This window comes from Desulfovibrio sp. ZJ369 (assembly GCF_011039085.1).
Taxonomy (GTDB): Bacteria; Desulfobacterota; Desulfovibrionia; order Desulfovibrionales; family Desulfovibrionaceae; genus Desulfovibrio.
In genome coordinates this window covers 1-19,389 of sequence record NZ_JAAKEI010000039.1, presented here as the reverse complement: position 1 = coordinate 19,389, position 19,389 = coordinate 1, and the positions used below count along the sequence as shown (strand labels likewise).

General features: G+C 57.4%; 25 protein-coding genes and 2 pseudogenes. 9 read left to right on the top strand and 18 right to left on the bottom strand.

The window, feature by feature from the left end:
- The first annotated feature begins 158 nt into the window (after positions 1-158).
- Both G7Y51_RS10990 and G7Y51_RS10985 read left to right on the top strand, forming a co-directional pair.
- Positions 159-1,922, top strand: coding sequence for a DUF262 domain-containing protein (locus G7Y51_RS10990; RefSeq protein ID WP_165177432.1), 1,764 nt, complete (start codon positions 159-161; stop codon positions 1,920-1,922).
- Between the two features lie 261 nt (positions 1,923-2,183).
- Positions 2,184-2,480, top strand: coding sequence for a DUF1640 domain-containing protein (locus G7Y51_RS10985; RefSeq protein ID WP_165177430.1), 297 nt, complete (start codon positions 2,184-2,186; stop codon positions 2,478-2,480).
- Between the two features lie 6 nt (positions 2,481-2,486).
- Here G7Y51_RS10985 and G7Y51_RS13795 read toward each other — a convergent pair.
- Positions 2,487-2,646: pseudogene (locus G7Y51_RS13795) on the bottom strand (transposase); the annotation flags it as partial.
- Positions 2,647-2,923: 277 nt separating this feature from the next.
- On the opposite strand from G7Y51_RS13795, the gene G7Y51_RS10980 reads away from it, so the two are divergent.
- On the top strand, positions 2,924-3,334 hold the full coding sequence (locus G7Y51_RS10980) for a virulence RhuM family protein (protein ID WP_165177428.1): 411 nt from the start codon (positions 2,924-2,926) through the stop codon (positions 3,332-3,334).
- On the opposite strand, the gene G7Y51_RS10975 is transcribed toward G7Y51_RS10980, so the two are convergent.
- Genes G7Y51_RS10975 through G7Y51_RS13595 form a run of 3 tightly spaced genes read right to left on the bottom strand, consistent with a single transcriptional unit; the run spans position 3,315 to position 7,322 of the window.
- A complete protein-coding gene (locus G7Y51_RS10975; RefSeq protein ID WP_165177426.1) occupies positions 3,315-4,322 on the bottom strand; it encodes an SWIM zinc finger family protein in 1,008 nt (335 codons plus the stop codon). The genes G7Y51_RS10980 and G7Y51_RS10975 overlap by 20 nt on opposite strands.
- Before the next feature lie 2 nt (positions 4,323-4,324).
- Positions 4,325-6,955, bottom strand: coding sequence for a DEAD/DEAH box helicase (locus G7Y51_RS10970; RefSeq protein ID WP_165177424.1), 2,631 nt, complete (start codon positions 6,953-6,955; stop codon positions 4,325-4,327).
- Positions 6,956-7,007: 52 nt separating this feature from the next.
- A complete protein-coding gene (locus tag G7Y51_RS13595) occupies positions 7,008-7,322 on the bottom strand; it encodes a hypothetical protein (RefSeq protein WP_206214320.1) in 315 nt (104 codons plus the stop codon).
- Between G7Y51_RS13595 and G7Y51_RS10965 the strand changes: the two genes are divergently transcribed.
- Both G7Y51_RS10965 and G7Y51_RS10960 read left to right on the top strand, forming a co-directional pair.
- A complete protein-coding gene (locus G7Y51_RS10965; protein ID WP_206214319.1) occupies positions 7,315-9,450 on the top strand; it encodes a DEAD/DEAH box helicase family protein in 2,136 nt (711 codons plus the stop codon). The genes G7Y51_RS13595 and G7Y51_RS10965 overlap by 8 nt on opposite strands.
- A 125-nt stretch (positions 9,451-9,575) precedes the next feature.
- The gene (locus G7Y51_RS10960) at positions 9,576-9,926 is read left to right on the top strand and encodes a hypothetical protein (RefSeq protein WP_165177422.1); all 351 of its coding nucleotides are present in this window, start codon (positions 9,576-9,578) and stop codon (positions 9,924-9,926) included.
- A gap of 119 nt (positions 9,927-10,045) precedes the next feature.
- Here G7Y51_RS10960 and G7Y51_RS10955 read toward each other — a convergent pair whose 3' ends face one another.
- The 9 genes and pseudogenes from G7Y51_RS10955 to G7Y51_RS10915 form a co-directional block, all read right to left on the bottom strand.
- Positions 10,046-10,525 carry a hypothetical protein gene (locus G7Y51_RS10955; protein ID WP_165177420.1) on the bottom strand — a complete coding sequence of 160 codons (480 nt, stop codon included), beginning with the start codon at positions 10,523-10,525 and terminating at the stop codon, positions 10,046-10,048.
- Between the two features lie 59 nt (positions 10,526-10,584).
- Positions 10,585-10,992: a Bbp16 family capsid cement protein gene (locus G7Y51_RS10950; protein ID WP_165177418.1), complete on the bottom strand. Its 408-nt coding sequence runs from the start codon at positions 10,990-10,992 to the stop codon at positions 10,585-10,587.
- 55 nt (positions 10,993-11,047) lie between these two features.
- The gene (locus G7Y51_RS10945; protein ID WP_165177416.1) at positions 11,048-11,209 is read right to left on the bottom strand and encodes a phage major capsid protein; all 162 of its coding nucleotides are present in this window, start codon (positions 11,207-11,209) and stop codon (positions 11,048-11,050) included.
- A 317-nt stretch (positions 11,210-11,526) separates the two neighbouring features.
- Positions 11,527-12,342, bottom strand: a pseudogene (locus G7Y51_RS10940) (hypothetical protein); the annotation flags it as partial.
- A 62-nt stretch (positions 12,343-12,404) separates the two neighbouring features.
- Positions 12,405-12,773 (bottom strand): DUF5681 domain-containing protein, encoded by a 369-nt coding sequence (locus G7Y51_RS10935; protein WP_165177414.1) that lies wholly within the window; start codon positions 12,771-12,773, stop codon positions 12,405-12,407.
- Positions 12,774-13,091 (bottom strand): phage holin family protein, encoded by a 318-nt coding sequence (locus tag G7Y51_RS10930; protein WP_165177412.1) that lies wholly within the window; start codon positions 13,089-13,091, stop codon positions 12,774-12,776. It lies immediately after the preceding gene.
- A complete protein-coding gene (locus G7Y51_RS10925) occupies positions 13,072-13,290 on the bottom strand; it encodes a hypothetical protein (RefSeq protein WP_206214318.1) in 219 nt (72 codons plus the stop codon). The genes G7Y51_RS10930 and G7Y51_RS10925 overlap by 20 nt, the downstream gene beginning before the upstream one ends.
- A complete protein-coding gene (locus G7Y51_RS10920; protein WP_165177409.1) occupies positions 13,250-13,618 on the bottom strand; it encodes a hypothetical protein in 369 nt (122 codons plus the stop codon). Before G7Y51_RS10920 ends, G7Y51_RS10925 begins: the two co-directional genes overlap by 41 nt.
- Positions 13,619-13,627: 9 nt before the next feature.
- Positions 13,628-14,212 carry a glycosyl hydrolase 108 family protein gene (locus G7Y51_RS10915; protein ID WP_165177407.1) on the bottom strand — a complete coding sequence of 195 codons (585 nt, stop codon included), beginning with the start codon at positions 14,210-14,212 and terminating at the stop codon, positions 13,628-13,630.
- A gap of 230 nt (positions 14,213-14,442) precedes the next feature.
- On the opposite strand from G7Y51_RS10915, the gene G7Y51_RS10910 reads away from it, so the two are divergent.
- Complete coding sequence (locus G7Y51_RS10910; RefSeq protein ID WP_206214317.1) at positions 14,443-14,676, top strand: hypothetical protein; 234 nt, start codon at positions 14,443-14,445, stop codon at positions 14,674-14,676.
- Positions 14,677-14,686: 10 nt separating this feature from the next.
- Positions 14,687-15,535: a hypothetical protein gene (locus tag G7Y51_RS10905; protein ID WP_165177403.1), complete on the top strand. Its 849-nt coding sequence runs from the start codon at positions 14,687-14,689 to the stop codon at positions 15,533-15,535.
- Positions 15,536-15,736: 201 nt separating this feature from the next.
- On the opposite strand, the gene G7Y51_RS10900 is transcribed toward G7Y51_RS10905, so the two are convergent.
- From G7Y51_RS10900 to G7Y51_RS10880, 5 genes are all read right to left on the bottom strand, one after another.
- Positions 15,737-16,174, bottom strand: coding sequence for a RusA family crossover junction endodeoxyribonuclease (locus G7Y51_RS10900; protein ID WP_206214316.1), 438 nt, complete (start codon positions 16,172-16,174; stop codon positions 15,737-15,739).
- 48 nt (positions 16,175-16,222) lie between these two features.
- Positions 16,223-16,498 (bottom strand): hypothetical protein, encoded by a 276-nt coding sequence (locus G7Y51_RS10895; protein ID WP_165177401.1) that lies wholly within the window; start codon positions 16,496-16,498, stop codon positions 16,223-16,225.
- A 46-nt stretch (positions 16,499-16,544) separates the two neighbouring features.
- Positions 16,545-16,988 carry a hypothetical protein gene (locus G7Y51_RS10890; RefSeq protein WP_165177399.1) on the bottom strand — a complete coding sequence of 148 codons (444 nt, stop codon included), beginning with the start codon at positions 16,986-16,988 and terminating at the stop codon, positions 16,545-16,547.
- A gap of 61 nt (positions 16,989-17,049) precedes the next feature.
- Complete coding sequence (locus tag G7Y51_RS10885; RefSeq protein WP_165177397.1) at positions 17,050-17,547, bottom strand: DNA N-6-adenine-methyltransferase; 498 nt, start codon at positions 17,545-17,547, stop codon at positions 17,050-17,052.
- Positions 17,544-17,783 carry a hypothetical protein gene (locus tag G7Y51_RS10880; RefSeq protein WP_165177395.1) on the bottom strand — a complete coding sequence of 80 codons (240 nt, stop codon included), beginning with the start codon at positions 17,781-17,783 and terminating at the stop codon, positions 17,544-17,546. The genes G7Y51_RS10885 and G7Y51_RS10880 overlap by 4 nt, the downstream gene beginning before the upstream one ends.
- A gap of 327 nt (positions 17,784-18,110) precedes the next feature.
- Here G7Y51_RS10880 and G7Y51_RS10870 point away from each other — a divergent pair, with 327 nt between their 5' ends.
- Both G7Y51_RS10870 and G7Y51_RS10865 read left to right on the top strand, forming a co-directional pair.
- Positions 18,111-18,536, top strand: a complete 426-nt coding sequence (locus G7Y51_RS10870) for a hypothetical protein (protein WP_165177391.1) — start codon at positions 18,111-18,113, stop codon at positions 18,534-18,536.
- A 156-nt stretch (positions 18,537-18,692) separates the two neighbouring features.
- Positions 18,693-19,094 carry a hypothetical protein gene (locus G7Y51_RS10865; protein WP_165177389.1) on the top strand — a complete coding sequence of 134 codons (402 nt, stop codon included), beginning with the start codon at positions 18,693-18,695 and terminating at the stop codon, positions 19,092-19,094.
- Positions 19,095-19,389: the final 295 nt, after the last annotated feature.

Genomic DNA, 19,389 nt, shown 5'->3' with positions numbered 1-19,389 from the left:
GAAGGCCCGTACCCATGAAGAGCTTTATGCGGTAGTAGCGAAAGCCCTGAGCATGATCACACAGAATGATGCCCAGGGCTGGTTTGAATCGTGCGGGTATGAAAAAATTTAAAGTTAATCTGCTCTAATTTGAATAAAAGCGAATAACTGGAGCCCCCATGTCCCTCTTCACACAGATTCCCTATACGCTGCAAACGCTCATCGCCAATATTGATTCCGGCATTCTGGCTTTGCCAGAAATCCAGCGTCCCTTTGTCTGGGAAAATGCCAAGGTGCGTGACCTGTTCGACTCCATGTACCGGGGCTATCCCGTAGGCACGCTGCTTTTCTGGCTGACCAGCAACAATGCCCAGGCCGGGCGCAGTATCGGCCAGGCCAACCAGACCGTGCCCCACAGTCTCATCGTGGACGGGCAGCAACGCCTGACAGGCCTGTATGCCGTCATCAAGGGAGTAGCTGTACTGCGTAACAACTACGAACGCGAACACATCCGCATCGCCTTCAACCCGTTGAAGGACGAGTTCATGGTGCCGGACGCATCCACCCCCAAAGACCCGGCATGGCTGCCGGATATTTCCGTCATCTGGAAGCCGGGGGCAGATTTGTTCAGCATCGTGCCGGACTACCTTGCCCGGTACAAAGCCGCGCGAGGAGAAGACAGTCTGAGCCCGGAAGACGAATCCCATATCAAAAGCGCCCTGAACAGGCTGCACAGCCTGCCGGGCACATACAGCTTTACCGTGCTGCAACTGGTGCCGGATATGACGGAAGAAGAGGTCTCGCAGGTCTTCGTGCGGGTCAACAGCATGGGTAAACGCCTGAACCAGGCGGATTTTATCCTTACCCTGATGTCTGTCTATTGGGATACCGGACGGCATGAGCTGGAACGCTTTGCCCGTGAAAGCCGTGTTCCACCGGCAGCAGGCGCAAAAGCGCCCTTCAACTACCAGTTCAGGCCGGAACCGGATCACCTTTTGCGCGTTGGCGTGGCTTTGGCCTTCCGCCGTGCCCGCCTGCAAAGCGTGTACGCCGTGCTGCGTGGCAAGGATATGGAAACCGACGCCTTCAGCCCGGCACGACGCGATGAGCAGTTTGACAAACTTCAGCAGGCCCAGGCAAAAGTTCTGAACCTGACGGACTGGTTCGCCTTTCTGACCTGCCTCACCCAGGCAGGCTACCGTCGCGCAGACCTGCTCATCTCCAACATGGCGGCGGTGTATGCCTATGCGTTCTTTCTGATCGGCAAGCATGATTTTGGCGTCGCCCAGCCAGAATTGCGCAAGGTCATTGCCCGCTGGTTTTTTGCCAGCGCCCTGACAGCGAGGTACAGCACCTCCCCTGAATCCGTTATGGAAAAAGATATGGCCGCTCTGCGCGACATCAGCACCGCGCAGGAATTTGTCTCCTACCTGGAAGGACAGATGGCCTTGACCCTGACTCAGGACTATTGGAACATTACACTGCCCGGCAATATGGCGACTTCGGCGGCCCGCAGCCCTGAACTCGCTGCCTATTTTGCCGCGCTCAACCTGCTTGATGCCCGCGTCCTGTTTTCCAGGGTAAAAATATCGGAATTGATGGAGCCCGGCTTGCAGCCGCGCAAAGCCCTTTTGGACAGGCACCACCTCTTCCCCAAGGGTTTTTTGAAAAAACACGGCATCACCGCTGTGCGACAGACCAACCAGATCGCCAACATGGCCCTGCTTGAATGGCCTCAGAATATTACTATCAAAGATGACGCGCCGTCAGACTATGTGCCAGGGATCATGCAAAGCGGCCAGTTTACCGATGAAGAGCTGCGGTGTTTTGCGCACTGGCACGCACTGCCGGAAGGCTGGGAACAAATGAGCTACGATGAATTTCTTCGCCAACGCCGGCAACTTATGGCGCACGTTATTCGTGAAGGGTTTGAACGTATTTGAGGAGCAAATAGGCGAACTCTGAATTTTGGCTTTGAGCAAAGCACTGCTTTATCAATTGCTCAAACGTGGCTGTTGTTTTTATTTTCCGTAATCTGCTTTGTGGCTTGAAAAGCGCACAAAAAGCACTGTACTCTTTGTTTCCGGTATGTAGCTGCTCATTTTAACACGATATGGTATTTTTTTATTTGAGGAGGGCAGACGCGTTTTTGACAGAGACCGTGAAACCGTTTATCTCTGAATACAGACAGCAAGGAGGCCATTATGAGCGCCACAACCTTTGATACCCTCGGATACTTTGAAAAGCTCAAGGCCGCCGGCTTCACGGAAGAACAGGCAAAAGTGCAGGTCGAAGCCATGCAGGGCGTCGTGCGAAGCTACGACGAAGCGTCCCGCAAAGAACTGGCTACCAAGGGCGACACCCAAGATGTTCGCCTTGAAATTGAAAAGGTGAAGGCTTCTATCAAGGACACTGAGCTTCGGCTTCTCAAGTGGCAACTCGGCATAGGACTTGCCCTTGCAACCATCATGGCCAAGGGCTTCGGCTGGCTGGGCTTCTAGAGCCTGTTAACACTTTTTAAGTCCTTCAACGATGAGGGCAAACAGAATGAAGCCAAGAAACAATGCGTCAAGCTTGTCATAGCGGGTTGCTATGCGCCTGTATAGCCCTTCAAGCGTCGAAACAATCTCTCAACTTCATTGCGTTTTTTGTATAACTCTTGTCATAATTCCAAGGCTTACGCCGCAAGGGATGGGGAGGAACTACTGGCGCATAGCCCAGACGACGACTCAATTGTTGTGTTTCATTACCTTCACAGGCTCTGTCCATAAGAAGGCTGCAAGGCACAGGCGTGGGGCCGAGGGCTTCCAGAAGTTTTCTGCCTTGAGGCGCATCTCCCGCATTGCCGGGGGAAAGGAGGACAGCGCCCTGAAAAACTCAGCCAGTCTGGTGGGGGACTTTCTGGCGGATGCGGCCGCCCCGGACGACGCAGATTCAAGCGGCGATGGTGACGGAGCCGTTTGACTGCTCGCCGTACAAATTCCCCGTACCTGAAAATATCTTTGCCAACGAGGAGCTGGAGCAAGGAGCAACTGCCGAGAATTTCTCGGCAGTTCAAACGAAGGGAAGGAGGGAGCGCCCTTGCCAAGCCTTTTCCCGGTCGACATACTTCGCGCCAAACCCGCAGTGGAGTCCGAGACAACTCTTTCCAAAATGGAAAGAGTTCAATTTCTACAGCCGCAACGCCATCATTTCCGTGGGCTGCCGCGTCAACTCCCGCTGGGGCACGCAATTCCGCATCCGCTATGACATCCTGCCGGACAAGGGAAAGATTTCTCAGGCACAGGCTTGTCAAGGCTGCCGCGAGCACCAAAAGCGCGATACGCTGCAACGCATCAATGCGATCCTTTCATAGCGCGGAGTAACTGTTCCTGAAAACGCATCAGGGCCAGGATGGAATCAGCCTTGAGACGGAGTGCGCCCCGCGTTGCTTCCCAGCGCCGCAATGTGGCGGGGGTGACGCCAAGAGCCTCCGCGAAAGCGGATTCGTCAAGTTTGGAAAGACGGTGCAGAGTGCGGATGGCCGTGCCGGTAGGGCGTTCAGCCTTGACGAGACCGCGCGGCATGGTTGCGGGATGAGCCGTTCCCGAATTGTGCGCGGCCATGACAGATGCAACCTGCCCGGTATCTGGATCCGGCCTGGGAGCGTCCATTTCAAGATCAATGCCGAAAAGAGCGCCCATATCCTCCACCTGCAAGGTGTCTGCCATGTGCGTCGGGGCGACATGCAGCGCCGACGGCAAAAGGCCGCTTGCATCGACGCCGCGCAGGGTGAACAACTGCTCAGGTACGGTATCCAGACGGCGACCGACGCCGTAAAGAGCGGCGGCCACATGCTTGCACATGCGGGCGCTGTCCGGGCAGGAACAGGAAAACCGTATCTCCTTCGGGGAAGGGAACATGCCTGCCTCTGGCTCGCACATGATCGCCATGACTTCGCCTGACAGCTTGCCGCGCAACAGCTCAATCAGCGTGGCAATCCGGCCGGTGCAGCCGGCGCGGAGCGCCTGCCAGCGCGTGGCGGGCAGGGGAACGATATGGACTGTGACATCGTAGAGGCTGTTGCCAAGCACCTTGGCCCTGACCTCTCCGGCCGCAATCTCAAGATGGCAGACGCAACCGTGGCGCACATACTCACGCCCCCTGGGCAGCCTGCTGGCGAAATCCGCATAGCGCTCCAGATTGGAGCACCAGCTTTTGCCCCAGAAAGTTTTGGCCAGGGCTCCCGTGAAAGCGCCTACAGGCTGTGGCTGCATACCCTTGGCATGCAGCCTGGCAAGCATCCTTTCCGCCTTCTTTCTCTTTTCCTGCACAGAGACGTAGGCGGGAAAATCAAACGACATACCTACTCCAGCACTTGCGCCGCATCCAGGCGAACCAGATCGAACAGTTCTTCATCGCTCAGGGCCGTGACGTTCAACTCGGCAGTACTTCCGAGAACTTCATCCGCCAATTCACGCTTTTTTCGAATGAGAGCATCAATTTTTTCTTCAAGCGTGCCCCTGGTGATGCACTTGTGGACAAGCACATTCTTTTTCTGCCCTATGCGATAGGCCCGGTCTGTGGCCTGATCCTCCACAGCGGGGTTCCACCAGCGGTCAAAATGAATGACATGCCCGGCTTCCGTCAGCGTCAGCCCCGTGCCGCCCACCTTGAGAGTCAGCACCATGAACGGCGGGCCGTCCGGCGACTGGAAGGCTTCCACCGCAGCCTGGCGTTTTCTGACAGGCACGCCGCCGTGCAAGGTCAGACCCTCCACATGGAAAATTTCAGTCAGGTATCGGGCCAGCGGCTCGACGATTTCCCGAAATTGCGTGAACACCAGCAACTTTTCCTGGCGCGCGGCGAGGGTTGCGCACAAGTCGCCCACCGCCTGGAATTTGCCGGACGCCTCCGGGCTGTATACGCCACCCCCAGCCTGCGCTGGATGGTTGCACACCTGTTTGAGCAGCATGAGGCTTTGCAGAACCACCATACGCCGCTGCTGCGGGGCTTCAGAGGAGGCATCCAGACTTTCAAGAGTGTTGCGCAGTTTGGTCGTTATGCCAACATATATGCGTGCCTGTCCCTTGGTTAAGTGGCAGTACAGGGGCACTTCGGTCTTGTCGGGCAGGGAATCGATGACGGATTTGTCCGTCTTCATGCGCCGCAGGATGTAGGGAGCGATGATGCGGCGCAGTGGCGAAAACTGCGCTTCGGAGCGCCTCATTTTTTTGACGTGTGCGGTAAATGTCCTGGCGCTGCCCAACAAGCCGGGATTGAGAAAGTCGAACAGCGCCCAGAGATCAGAGAGACCATTTTCTATAGGCGTGCCTGTCAGCGCGATACGCGTGTCCGCTGTGAGCGCCCGGACGGCCTTGCTCTGCCTTGTGGCCGCGTTCTTGATGGCCTGTGCCTCGTCGGCGATGACACGCCTCCAGGCGCGTTTGGTCAGCCAAGGTATGCCAGCACAACCTGCATAGCTGACCAACACCAGGTCATAGCCGTCCAGGGCTCCGGGGGCGGCATAGGAGTTCAGCTCCCTCTTGCTCATACCATGCAGGACGAGGCACCGCAGGGCCGGAGCGAAGCGCCGCGCTTCAGCCTGCCAGTTGTCCAGCAGGGAAGCCGGGGCAACGAGCAGGCTGACGCCCTTGCCGCGTTCTTTCAGAAGCAGTGCCAAAATCTGCATGGTTTTGCCCAGCCCCATGTCATCGGCAAGGCAGGCCCCAAGCCCAAGCCTGCCGAGAAAGGACAGCCATTCCACGCCGCAGGCCTGATAGGGGCGAAGCGCAGCCCGCAGCCCGTGGATTTGTGCCCTGGCCTCCCTTCGCGTGGCGGAGAGCAGTTCCCTGAAACCTTTTCCCGGCAGGGGCGAAGACCATGTGCGGATGACCTCGTCCTCCGCGTCTGATGCCGCGCTGTCGGAAAAACCGGCAAGGAGACGCATACCCTGCGCGAAGGTGAGATTTCCATCAGCGTATTTTTCCACAGTATTCCAGTGATCCAGCACCTGCCGCAGCTTGTCCTTGTCCAGCTCAACCCACTGTTCCTTGAAAAGGACAAGCCCGTCCTCCGCCTGATTGAGCAGGCGAGCGAGTTCTTCTGTAGAACATTCCACTTCGCCGATGGCGACCCGGATGTCCACATCCACCAGTGCCTGCGCGCCCAGCATTGCCCCTTCTCGCATGTTGAGCACGGCATTCACAACTGGGTGACGGCGCTTCCGCCACCAGTCGGGAAGGCGGACACCTATGCCGCAGGCTTCAAGCGTGTCGGCGCTTTTGAGAAAAATGTGGGCCTTGTCGGGGCGCCAGGGCCAGGGCTGGTAAATGCTGCCGTCATCGACCATACCCTGCACCCAGGGCAGTGCCCGGGCAGCTTTGTGCAACGGCTCCAGCAGGCGCAGAAGGGCAGGCTTGTCTTGTGCCGAGGCATACTGTCGCAGAGCATGGGAGAGAGGAACATGACGGGGTTGCCCTTTTTCATTGAGCCCTGTGGCGTAGGTGGCCAGGAAGGCGAAGGGGCGCTCGGCATCCATCTTGTTTTCCGCGAGATGAAAGAAGAGACGCCCAACATGCCGCCACTGCGGCGCAGTTTTCTGAAGAAAAGCGGCAATGCCGCCCTGTGCCGCCGCTGCTTCGGCGCACCAGGCGAGCAGTTTCTTCCACAGCGTCTGGAGCATTTCCAGGTTCAGGTACTCGCCTCCAGGCATGGGGGGAGCGGCGGCCAGCCATTGTTCAGACACCGCAGGCAGGGGAATGGCCGGAATACCCCGCGCCTCATCGTCAACCGCGCTGTCTGGAGAAGCCACATGGCACAGGGCGGTGATGCAGGCCGCGCTGACAGTGTGCCAAAAGGCCCGGACCGCATCTGTATCCGTGCGGCGACTGGCTCCGAGGCGGAACCATTGTTCCTGCCAGACGGAACTGTCCTCGCCTTCCCAGCGCAACCGACCCGCCGGAGAAAGGAAAATTTTTTGCTGATGATTGGTCATAATCCTGTGTCTCCTTATACGGCAAGAAAACACATATCCGCAAGAGAGCCCTTCACTGGCTCAGAAGAAGGGAACCCTCCTTGAGGATGCCACCGCAATGGCGCTGTCCACCAGGGATCAGGAATATGAGCTGGCCACGCGCATCAACGAATTGCGCAGCATCATCACGGCATGGCGCAATCTCCCTGATCCCAAAAGCTGGAAGGTCACGCCGGAAACAGCCCGCCTGTTGCAGCACTGGCGGCATCACAAGTTCAGCGGCATCCGGCCTTTCTTCTGCCAGCTGGAAGCGGTGGAAACTGCCATCTGGCTGACGGAGGTCGCTCCCAGGGACGGCAAACGCGGGCAAAACCACGGTCATGGCCATGCTCATCGCCTGGCAGACCATCAACGCCGTGCGCTATCCGGGCAGCAAGCGTTTTACCCACGGTTTTCTGGTGGTCACGCCCGGCATTACCATCAAAGACAGGCTTCGCGTGCTGCTGCCCGCCGATGCGGAAAGCTACTACCAGTCCCGTGAGCTGGCGCCGCCGGACATGCTGCGCGACATACAGCGGGCCAGGGTGGTCATCACCAATTATCACGCCTTCAAATTGCGCGAAAAAACCGAGCTTTCCGGCGCGGGCCGGGCGCTGCTGACCGGCAGGCACGGCGAGGTCCTCAACACGCTGGAGCCGGAAGGCCAGATGCTGCAACGGGTCATGGGCGAACTGATGGGCATGAGGCATATCATTGTATTCAATGATGAAGCCCACCACTGCTATCAGGAACGGCCCGAAAGCGCCAAAGAGGACATCACTGTTCTGGACGGCGAGGAAAAGAAGGAGGCCAGCAGCGAGGCCAAAGCCAATAACGAGGCGGCGCGTCTGTGGAGTAACGGGCTGAAAACCGTTCAGAAAAAGCTGGGGATCAGTTGTATTTTCGACCTCTCGGCCACGCCGTTCTTTTTGCGCGGTTCCGGCTATGCCGAGGGGACGCTTTTCCCGTGGACAGTGTGCGACTTTTCGCTCATGGACGCCATAGAATGTGGCGTGGTCAAACTGCCGCGCGTGCCGGTAGCGGACAACATCCCCAGCGGCGAGATGCCGAAATTTCGCGATCTGTGGAAAAATATCCGCAAGGATATGCCCAGGGCGGGGCGCGGAAAAAATCAGTCGCTTGATCCGCAAAAGCTGCCGCCCCTGTTGCAAAATGCCCTGGATGCCCTGTACGGGCATTACAAGGAGACCTATGCCGCATGGCAGGCGGAAAAGATGGGCGTCGCTCCCTGCTTTATCATCGTCTGCAACAACACGGCGACCTCAAAGCTGATCTATGATTTTGTTTCCGGCTATGTGGACGCGGCCGGGCAATTCCACAACGGGCGTTTTGAACTTTTCCGCAATTTTGACGAAAACGGCAACGCGCTTGCCCACAGCCGCACGCTGCTTATCGACAGTGAGCAGCTTGAATCGGGCGAAAAGCTGCCTGAGGATTTTCGCAAAACCTACGCCGGGGGCAAAGAGATCGATGACAGCGTTCTGCTGCGGGAAGTGATGAACACCGTGGGCAAAGCCCACAGCCTTGGCGGCGACATCCGTTGCGTGGTCTCCGTTTCCATGCTGACGGAAGGGTGGGACGCCAACACCGTCACCCATGTGCTGGGCGTGCGTGCCTTCGGAACCCAGCTCTTGTGCGAGCAGGTCATTGGCCGGGCCTTGCGCCGCCAAAGCTATGACCTCAATGAAGAAGGGCTGTTCAACACCGAATACGCCGATGTCATGGGCATCCTCTTTGACTTCACGGCTCAGGCGGTGAAAGTCCCGCCGGTCAGGGCCCGCCCGACAGTTCACGTCAAGGCCGTGCGGCCGGAGCGGGACAGGCTGGAAATACCCTTCCCCAGGGTGATCGGCTACCGGGTGGAATTGCCCAGGGAGCAGATCCGCGCCCAATTCACCGAGGATTCCCGCCTCACGCTCGACCCCGATCTGGTGGGGCCCACCGAAGCCCTCATGGCCGGCATTGTGGGCGAAACAGCGACTGTGCGGGTGGAAGAGCGCAAGGATATGCGCCCCTCCACCATCATAGCCCATTTGACCAGTCATTACCTGCGCAGCAAACAAATGGATGATGACGGCACCCCCAGACTCTACCTGTTCGGGCAGATCAAGAAGATTATCCGGCAATGGCTGCGGGAAGGATACCTGGAGAGCCTGGGCGGCGCCTACCCTGCCATGCTTCTTGATCGCCGTCTGGCGGATATGGCCTGCGAAAAAATCCATGCCGCGGTCAACCGCGCGGGCGTGCGGGATGCCGGCGAAAAAGCGCCCGTGCTTGCCCTGCTTGACCCATATACTCCCACCGGTTCCACCCGCTATGTGAACTTCACCACCTCCAGGGCCGACCGCTGGCAGACCGCTGCCGACAAATGCCATGTGAACTGGTGCATTCTGGACAGCGACTGGGAGGGAGCCTTCTGCTACGCGGCGGAGCAGAATCCGCGCGTTCTGGCCTAGAGCATTTTGCTTTTGAAATTATTCAATTTCAAAAGCGGCGCCGCCATCATTTCGCGTCCAGAACGCGGTCTGGACGCTCATTCGGCGCGGGCGTCCGCTCCCGCGGCCGCCAGAGCAATTTCAAAGTGAAATTGCTCTATGTGAAAAACCACAACCTTGGCTTTGAAGTGCCCTATATCTATCAGGGCCAAGAGCACATCTACCGGCCGGACTTCCTGCTGCTGGTGGATGACGGCCACGGCCCGGATGACCCGCTGCATCTGGTGGTGGAAATCAAGGGCTGGCGCGATGAGCAGGACAAGGCCAAAAAAAAGACCATGGAAGTGTACTGGATTCCCGGCGTCAACAACCTCAAAAGCCAGGGCCGCTGGGCCTTTGCCGAGCTGACCCGCGTCTATGCGCTGGAGGGCGATTTGCAGGCCAAAATCAAAGCCGGCTTTGACGGCATGGTGAACGCTGCGGCCTCCCGGCAATAAGCTCTGGCCTGGTATTCTGGCGGAAATGACCGGGCAACAGCGCGGCCGGATTTTCATTTTTGGCAAATAGTACAGGCTGTTCACTGAGTAATTCCTGTTTCTCTGAACAAGGCGAGCAGTTATCCCAAGAAACCCAAAAAAGGCAGGCTCCCATGCCCCCCAAAAAGCCCAGCCGGAAATGTGTGGAAACGCTGACCCATGACGAAGCCAGACGAGTGAATATCCCCACAGCCGAGCTTTCCGCCGTGGCCCGGCTTGGGGATATCACGCCCGTGGCCGTGGCCTTTGCGCGACGTGACGCGGATTTGGATCCGCAGCTCATCTGGCGCGGCAAATACGGGCCGGACGCAATCGGACGGCAGGGCGTAGGCAAGGGGGTATTCGTCATTTTCCGTTGCATCGGCCAGCACGGCCAGGGCCACGCGGTGCAGCGCGAACGTCCAGGGGTGCGCGGACAGCGCGAGGTCAAGGACATGTGCAAACAGGGTGGAACACAACGCGCCCAGCGTATCCGTTTCCTGCGATGCTATGCGTTCGTCCAGTTGTTCGCCGCCCAGCCGGGCCAGAGCGGTATTGAAAAGCTGCACGGTGGATCTCATGCGTTCCCCCCTGCTGTGGGACGGGCAACCGCGGTCACCCGTCCCCCTGCGGTCATGGGTCAGGGCCTGACAATGGTTTCCGCCTGCTGCGCGTCCAGCACAAGGCCAGCGGTCACAGTGCCATCCGCCCCGGCGGTGGTCATGTTGTAGTTGAGGCGCACATACCGCTTCAGGCCGTGCGGCAGACGGGAGGACACAACCGTGCCCCCTTCAGCAGCGCGTCGGCCGCTCACGGGGTAGGTGGCGACGGTCACGGGCGAGGTCAGCGTGCCGTCAGCGGCGCATGCGTCAGCGGTTTGCAGTTCCACGGCCCCGGCCCCGGCGAAGAAGCCCCCGGCGGTCACAACCAGCGAAATGTTCTCGCTCGGCCCGTGATCGCCCGACCCAAGGTCAAGGGTGTTGGTGGAAGCGGCTGTGGCGGTAACGGCCTGATCCTTGGAAAAAAGATTCTGCGCGTCAAATAGCATGGTGTAACTCCTGTGGATGAGGACGGGGTCGGGCGCATGGCCCGGCCCGTGTGGATCAGACGGCGGCCGTCACCTGGCTTTCCGTGTTCACAATGCCGTCGCAACGCTTCACCGGGATGCCGTCAAAGGTCAGCACCTTCTTGCCTTCCACGGTTTCGGGGTCCACCTGTGTTTTCGGATCAAACTTCAGGTCATAGCCTTCGGGCGTGTCCGGCACTGGGCGACGGGATTGCCCTGCCGCTGCCCTGCTCCCTGTTCATCCGTAGTGGACGCGGGCGCGCCTTCAAGATTCTGGCCGTCCATTGCTCCTGCTCCTTGCCGCCTGGTATGCGGCATACTCCTCGCCGCTTTCGCGCATCAGGGAGGCGACTTGCCCCGGCGCGGCCCCTTCGATTTTCGCCGCAAGCCAGAGGCCCACGGCGCGCAATCCCTCGTTGTACTCCGTACTGTGGCCGTCCCGCGCGTAGAACGTTTTGCGAATGAAATTAGCTAAACGCTCTGGCAGGGCGAAGCCATGCCCGCCGCGAAGGCGCTGCGGAACCAGTCGCTATCAAAGCCCTGGGCCTTGTCGGCCAGCGGGTTTTGCAGCATCTGGCAGGCAAAGACGAACGGCCCCATGTCCCGGCGCTTTTCCTTCAAGACTTCGCGGGACAGAAAAACAGGCTCTCCGTCGTATGTCCCGTCCGCTGTGGCCGGATAAATGCGCGGCTGAACGCTGCCCTGTTCCAGAATGACGCTGTAGGTGTCCGCCGCGTGGTAGCGGGTGCCGATCATGCGGCGGCGGCCGCCGTGCGCGCCAAGGTTGAGGCTCACGCGCCAGGCGTCCGTGGTTTTGCTGATCATCTCCGGCGTGGTCACGGATTCGGGCGTCACCACGTCGTCATAAATGAGCAGGGCGAAATGCTTGCCGATGGGCTGGCCGTCCACCAGTCCCCAGGCTTCAATGGTGGCTTCCTTGGGATTGCTCCGGCGCTTGACGATGATCCCTTCATCCTCGCTCCAGGTGCGCTTCTCGCCCCTGGCCGGTGGCCGGATATGCGGGAAAAGCTCCTGAAGAAGCGCATTGCCCTCAAACTCGCGCTTGATCTGCCGCAGGAATGCCTTGGCAATGGGCCGGGAGTGCGAGAAAATCCCCACAGTGATTTCAGGATCGCTCAATACGTCCTGAATGGTCTTGCCCACGGTGATGATCGTGGACTTGTAATGCTCACGCGCCCACAGATCCAAATGCCCGTCCGGGCTGGCCTGCACCTCGCGGCAACGCGAGAACAGAAAATCATTGTTCATGTCCGCGCGACCAAGGCCCACCAGCATCAGAAAGAACAGATCACCAGCCAGCAGGGCGCGCATGTCGCCGGGCGTCCGCGCTTCACGATAGAGCGCGAGGGCATCTTTCCGTGAGGACTGGAGATTCATTCTTCCGCCATGCCTTCCAGCGTTTTCAGGGCTGCGGCCACCGCCGGGGATACGTTCACATCAAGGGCAACCTGCCCCGCCACTTCCTGCTGCGACTTTTCCACCGGCTTCTCGCCGATGGTGTCCCGGATGACCTCAAAGGCCCGCACGTCGCCGGACAAGCCTTTTTCCACCAGGGCCAGGGTCAGGGCTTCGGCCGTGGTCATGTCGCCCCGCTTCCCGGCCAGCAGAGCCTCCAGGTGTTCGCGCAGCGCCTTCTTCCTGCGCCGCGCCTCGCCGCTTTTCCTGCCGCCGCTTTTGCCGCGCTCGCTTGCTTCCAGCTTGCTTCGCACCGGCTTGAGCTTGTCGGGATTGCCGCGCGCCATCTAAAGCTTCCTCTCTAGATGCCCGTGCGCCACAACCTGCCGCGCACGGAAGGCGAAAGCGTCCAGCAGGGAGCCGCCCATGTAGGCGCAGACGCTGATGATGGCCGCGTCCACCGTGGGCGAGAGGTCGAAGTAGTCCAGCCCCCAGAACACGATGACTCCGGTGAAGGTGCTGGCAAACAGGCTTGCCATGAGGTGCCGCACACCCTTCCAGCCGAAGCGGGAAAGCCGGACGCAGGTAGCCACGGCGGAAAGCAGCAGGGGCACCACAATGCCCGCCACGATGTCGGCAAGACCGTCAAAGACCGATCCCGGCATGTCCCTCACCTCTCGCCTTCGGCGCCTGGCGGAGCAGACCGGCGCGGTATTCGCGCAGGGCCTGCAAGTCCGCGTTCTTGAGATTGATGGCCGCCTCATCCGCAATCACGATGCGCACGAGATCCCCCACGGTTTTGGCCCCGTCACGCGGCGGAAGCTCAATGTCGTCCAAAAGCACCGCCGGGGGCAGGAAGGCCACATTCCGCGCCGGCGCTTCCGTCCTTGTGGAACAGGCGGGCAATATCGTCAGGCAGCACAAGACCGCCAAAGTCGTCGTTGTCTTCCAGCACGCGTTCGGCTTCCGCGATCCTTTTCTGGTTGCGCGCATTTTCTTCCTCCCTGGCCTTCATGGCGGCATTGGCCGCCTGCATGGCGCAGTCATGCTCCTGCTTCATGGTCTGGATAGTCAGTTGGGCCTTATTGAGGCTCTCGCTGAGGTTCAGGTATCCGTTGCGCAAGTTGAGGCACAGGCCCGCGAGGAAAAGAACAGCGGCCACGAGGCCCCAGATGAACTTGGATTCTTTCATGCGCGCCTCCTATGCCAGCAGCATCTTTTCCAGCGCGTTGGCGCGGTTCAGCCAGCCCTTGAGGAAAACGCCCTGGTCCGGCCTGCTCGCCACGATGCTCTTGTAAAATTCGCGCCTTGCCTCAATGATGGCGCGCACCACCTTGTCCGTGTCTGCGGACTCAAGCGCCTTGCGCGTCATGGGGCCGAGGATGCCGTCCTCGGCGAGCTTGACGCCATGCGTGACGCAACGGTTGTAACCGCGCTGGGAGAGCTTGACGGCCTGCGCCGGGCCATGATTGACGGCGGCATCGTAGAGCAGGGCCGCCTGCCGAAAGGGCAGGTCGTCCAGTTTGAGCGCGTCCCAGTACTTGTGGCGAAACATGGTCGCCACTTGGGCGGGCCACAGGGAGCGGATAACGTCGCGCGTGATGGGGGGTTGAACATCAATGGAGCGCAGGAAATCACGGCCGCTCGTCGTGGCCGCAATGTCCTTCACAAACTTGATGGACGCGCCGTAGGCGGTGAGGCCGCCCCGGTCGGCCGGGTGGTCGGAAAGTCCGCCTTCCCATTTGGCGGTGAACTTGTGGGCATCCTGAAAGGAACCTTGCCGCATGGCCTACGCTCCTGAATTTTGTGGGGAGCGTAGCACGGCATTTTGGGGCGGGAAGGCTGGGGAGGGGCTGGGTAGGGGCTAAAAAAGGGCTGGCAGGGGCTTGACATCCCCCACCCCGTGGTTTTAATTAGCGAATCCGCAAGGCAATGATCGGGTTCCTCATGGGAAGTGGGAGCATTGCCTGCCATCCCCCCCTTTTATTCAAGGTTCCCCTTGATAAAGGTATAGTTATGCGTGACGATGCGTCCTCTCCAGGAGCTTTGCGTGACTCATTCCACGACCCCCTCTTTGAAGCCATTGAGAGTGTTGTGTTTTCCTTGCCGCATGCACGCGAATTGGCCGAGCTTGAGGTTTCTTTCGGCCGTTCTTCTGCCGTTGTATCGTCCGGTAACATTCTGCCTTTCCGTCGCAATCAGTTGAGGGATGAGGAGCGGAAGAAACTTCTGGGCGCTCTGGCCGACTGAAGGCTCTCTCATGTCTGCCGAACAGCGTAACTACGAAGCTGCCGTAAGCGCCATTTCGCGACAGCTCTCCGCATTAGATAATGTTCTGGTGTCCCCATGTGGTTCGTGTACGCCTGTTCCCCAGGAAGTGGCCATCGAATTGCAGCACATGCTGGTCCACCTTTTTCTGGCAAGCAAGGCTACTCTGACGGATTATGAAACACGCACCACTCAACTGAAGCACGCTCTGGGACATTTGGACCGGGCCATGCTGGATGCGTGTAAGATATTGATCAGCAAAAATTTTCCTACCCTTTCCCAAAAACTCCCTTTCATGAAAGCATGGATTGCCCTGCGTCAGCGTGAAGGCAAGGATCACTTCCGGGGACCATCTTCCTTTACCAATAATACAACCTGCGAAAAATTTTATGCACTTCTCAAAAACTATTCCTTGATCACCAGTGGGGCAGCATCCGCCGCAAACACCATTGCCCATCGCCCTCAAGGAGACATGTGGAGTCTTTACTTTAAAGAGCTGGGCAGATGGTTCCAGCGAGAATTGCTATATAGCTCCCTTTGTGGCGAAAAAAGTCTGGATGCGCTAAGTGTAATGCTCCAGTCTTTTTGGACGCTTGATATAGACAAGCTGCGCGAATTAAACCATCGACTAGAATTGGATATTCTCGTAACTAATGCTGCGCAGGCATTTGATTTCGGCTGGGATGCTGGCAAAACCATACTTAAGACACACATGGACTTCATCGAAAGATATACGAACGGACAATGCACTCCTGAGGAAATACAACGAAACTATACTTCCTGGGTTCGTCAGACCTTTACATCCTTCCTCCATTTCTACGGTCAAGACTGGCCTGACTGAAGCGCCAGCACTGTATTTCCATCATCTCCGCGCTGTATCGCATCCTCCCTCCCTCACCCTCCACGGCGATGGGCGCGCCCTGTTTTACCCACGCTTTCACCGTCTTTTCTCCCACGCCGAAGGCTTCGCAGATCTCCGCCATGGTACGGAGGATTCTGGGCGTGTAAATAATCGTCGGCGTAGCAGTCGCTCGCGTTTCTTTCACACCAGCACCCCCTGTTCCGGCGCAGCCGGTATGGGCCGGATGGTCACAACCGCCCTGCCGCCCGGCGTTGCCGCATACCGCACCAGCCGCAGATCATCCACCTGCGAATCGTCGGCCAGAACTCCGGCTTCCACCAGACTGTCCAGGAGAGCCTTGGCGTAGTTGTCCACGTCGCGCCGCCGCCTGTCCGGCGGATAAAGGGCAACGAATATCCTCACACGGGCGGAAAGCCGGTACTGCGCGTTCTGGGCCATGACTTCGCGGCACACCGTCCGCTTGTACTTCCGGCCGTCCTCCGAAATAAGCGCCTGCACCCGGAACGCCTGCCTGCCGTCGGCCGTATTCCTTTTCAGCGGCAACACCACATGACGCCAGTAATGGTTGACCGACGGAGGAAACGACACGGCCAACGTCAAATCGGTGGGCCGGATCATTTCCGCCCCCTGTGGCTCTGCCAGTCAAACACCAGCACCGCGCCGCCGTTATCCATCAGCCTGTCCATGACCCTGTCGCCCAGATAGTCGCCTATGCCTTTGCAGGGCCAGGTTGTGGTCTTTGTACGCGTCCCTGCCCTTGGCCCCGATATGCAAATCCAGCAGGACAATGGCCTTGTCCGTTCGCTCCTTGCCGAATCGGGCGCACAGGTTCTCGTACTGCGGCCGGGTAAGCAGCACGTTGCCGTTTTCCCCGTAGCGATCTTTTTCCGGCGCGGGCGGTTTTTTTCCTCGCGCGCGCTTATTCCCACTTTTCCTTTCCAACTTCCCTTTTCCATCTTCCAACTTCCAAATTCAGCGGATGGTATATCTAGGGTATGCATACCGTTGGCATAGGGTATAGATACGGTATCGGAGGGTATGTTTCTATTCCGTAAACCTGCGGATACCGTACACAAAGGGCTTTTGCGATAATCGGGGAGGGTATGGACGCCGTAAGCTGTTTCAGCCCTTGCAGGATTTTCGGACTGGTGGATGTCTGATGCCGGATAAAGCGGGTCAGAAAAATCAGGTTATGAGCAGAGTCACAGACGATTTTTCCGTTTGCTTCAAAATCGGCAAGATATTTGTCCACGTCCTGTTGCGACATGGCTGTTTCATAGGCAATCTTGCGCCGTGTGACCTCAAGAATGCCAAGATTGTTCGCATAAGGCCCGGTGAAAAGATACAGATACAGCAGCTTGGCTTTTGTATCCAAGCCCTCAATATACGGATCATTCCAGAAACTCATGCGAACCGTGCGATATTCCGCCATAGTTCATACTCCAAGAATACTCATCATGCGGGAGCCGCAACAGGGATCGAGAATGCGCGGTTCAGACATGGGCAAAACTCCCGGCCAGCACAGGCCAGCCCCACCAGACCGCTATGGCGCTGGGGAAGCCTGCTCCGGCAGATTTCTTCTGGTTCTTCGGGGGGATGTAGCCAGGGGGCGGCACAAAATGGACACGGCCCCGGAGAAAACGCACGTCGGCATGACCCTGCACGTTTTCCTGCCACCATTCCGTATCAACGCGCGCCGGAAGCAGACCCACCACAAGCGCGCCGCCAGCGGCTTCCCTGCGGGCCTTCCGCACCCAGGGTTCTATGCCGTTGTCTCCCCGTCCGTAGGGCGGGTTCATGAAAACGCGCTCCCCGGCCCACGAATGGGCAAGCCCGTCGTCCGTCCTGGTGTAGAATTTCGGGCACTTCGCCGTATCCGCCGTGCAGCAGGGATCGAGCGTGAAAAAGAAACGCTCGTTCAGGGCGTCAAACAGCCATTGCGGCGTTGCCCATTCCGACGACACTGAGGAAAACAGGGCCGTGGCGTTCATGCCGTCTCCTTTTTCACGGCGTCAGGGCACCCCGCGCAATCCTTGCGGTATATCCAGTTCCACGTTCCCCGGCTCCCCTTGTGTCTAGGGCAGGGCCGCAAGTCCGGGCTGCGTCGGGCCGCTTCCCGCAGGGCGTCCCACGCTTTGATCACTTCGCCGGTGTCCGGATCAATCCGATCACAGTAGCCCGCCGTTTCCGGGTTGGGCAGCAGATGCCGACAGCGCAGGACGGTCATTCTTCCGCCCTCGCGTCTGCCCTCAGCGGGGAAGTGAAAGAGGAAACGGGATACACAATGGGGTATAAGCGCAGTACGGATTCGCCGGATAATCCATCTGGATTTTCCATCCGCAAAAATCTGGAGATACTCGCCTGATCAACCCCACTTTTTTGGGCAAGAGCTGCTTGGCTCATGCCTTCCGCCGCCATCCATGACCGAAGATCGTTTCGGAATTGCGATAAATCTTTCATGTGGGTTATATTATGAGTTAACTCAACTTATAGCAATAAAAAATTGATAAATCTCAATATGACAGTCCGCATAACCTTTGCTATGGAGGTAAGCATGGGAAAAATTCAAGAACTACGGGTTATTTTGTCGGCAAAAATCGACGGAAAGGAAGTCACCCAGGTAGGCTTGGCGAAAGCTACCGGCGTGGATCAGGCAACTATAAACCGCTTTTACAAGAAGGGCGAAGGATTGAGTGCGGAAAACTTTATCCGCCTTGCTGAATGGGTTGGAGCGAGGATCGTCTGGCCTGGAGAAGGAACGCCAATGCCCCCAGGCCGGGAGTTTGAATTTGAAAAGCTGCGAGACAAAATCGACTCTCTGACCAGAGAGAACGCGTTGTTACAAAAACTCGTAGCTAAATACGAAGAAGATGCAGCCGTAAAAAAGGAAATCCAGGAAAACCAGTCTTATGCACGGAAACCAGCGCCAGCTATCGGTAGCCGAATGGATTCTGTCTCTGGAGGAGGGAAGTCCGTATAGCTTGGAGAATATGGAGACGAATGGAAGACAGTAGAGGGATTTTAAAGTGAGGTCAAAAGTATGAATTCCCGGAGAAAAATAATATTTTTCTCTCTATTGGCTACCGTTTTTTTGGTCATAGCATCAATGGTGCTTCTTTATGCAGGCAATAGCTACATGAAATATCTGAATTGTTCATCGGATATTTCATGGGCTATAAACAACCCTCGCCCAGAAGAATTTAAAGATGAGTCTTTCTCCAGTGATGAATCCCTAATCATCTTTCGCAAAGAAGATATTGCAAAATGGGACACTATTCATGCTAATCTTTCTTCCGCAAAAAAAGAGGTGACCATTCTTTTTATTACATCCGTAATTAGTGGCATTATAGGGCTTTTTATGACTATCTCTGCATGTTGGTTTAGTTACAAAATTTACCGATTTTTTATTCCAGAAACTTCAAATGTTATAAAGAAGGCGATAACTCGCTCTACAACTAGCCCAATCAGAAGGGTCGGTATTTTTATTATTAGCTTTAGCTTGTGTTCTTCTTGCTTGGAGTATTATATGTTGGAATAGCTATTGGAATGTAACACTTTTTGATATGGATTATTTACATGGCATTCTTTCTTCTTTAGGATTGGCATTCTTTATCACTGGCGTTGTTCTTTCCTCCGGTTTGGTGGAACGCCTTGCCCGATGGATAAAACAGGGTAACTGACCTCCCGGTTTTTATATTCTCTGTCCCTAGTGTTGCGTCAAGCTACAAGTGTCGGGTAAAGTCGTTTTAACTTTATCCTGGCTTGATCAGTTGTAAATTGCCAATTAATCTTGGAGCCAAGATTATTTCTTTGTGCCTGCCAACAATCCACTT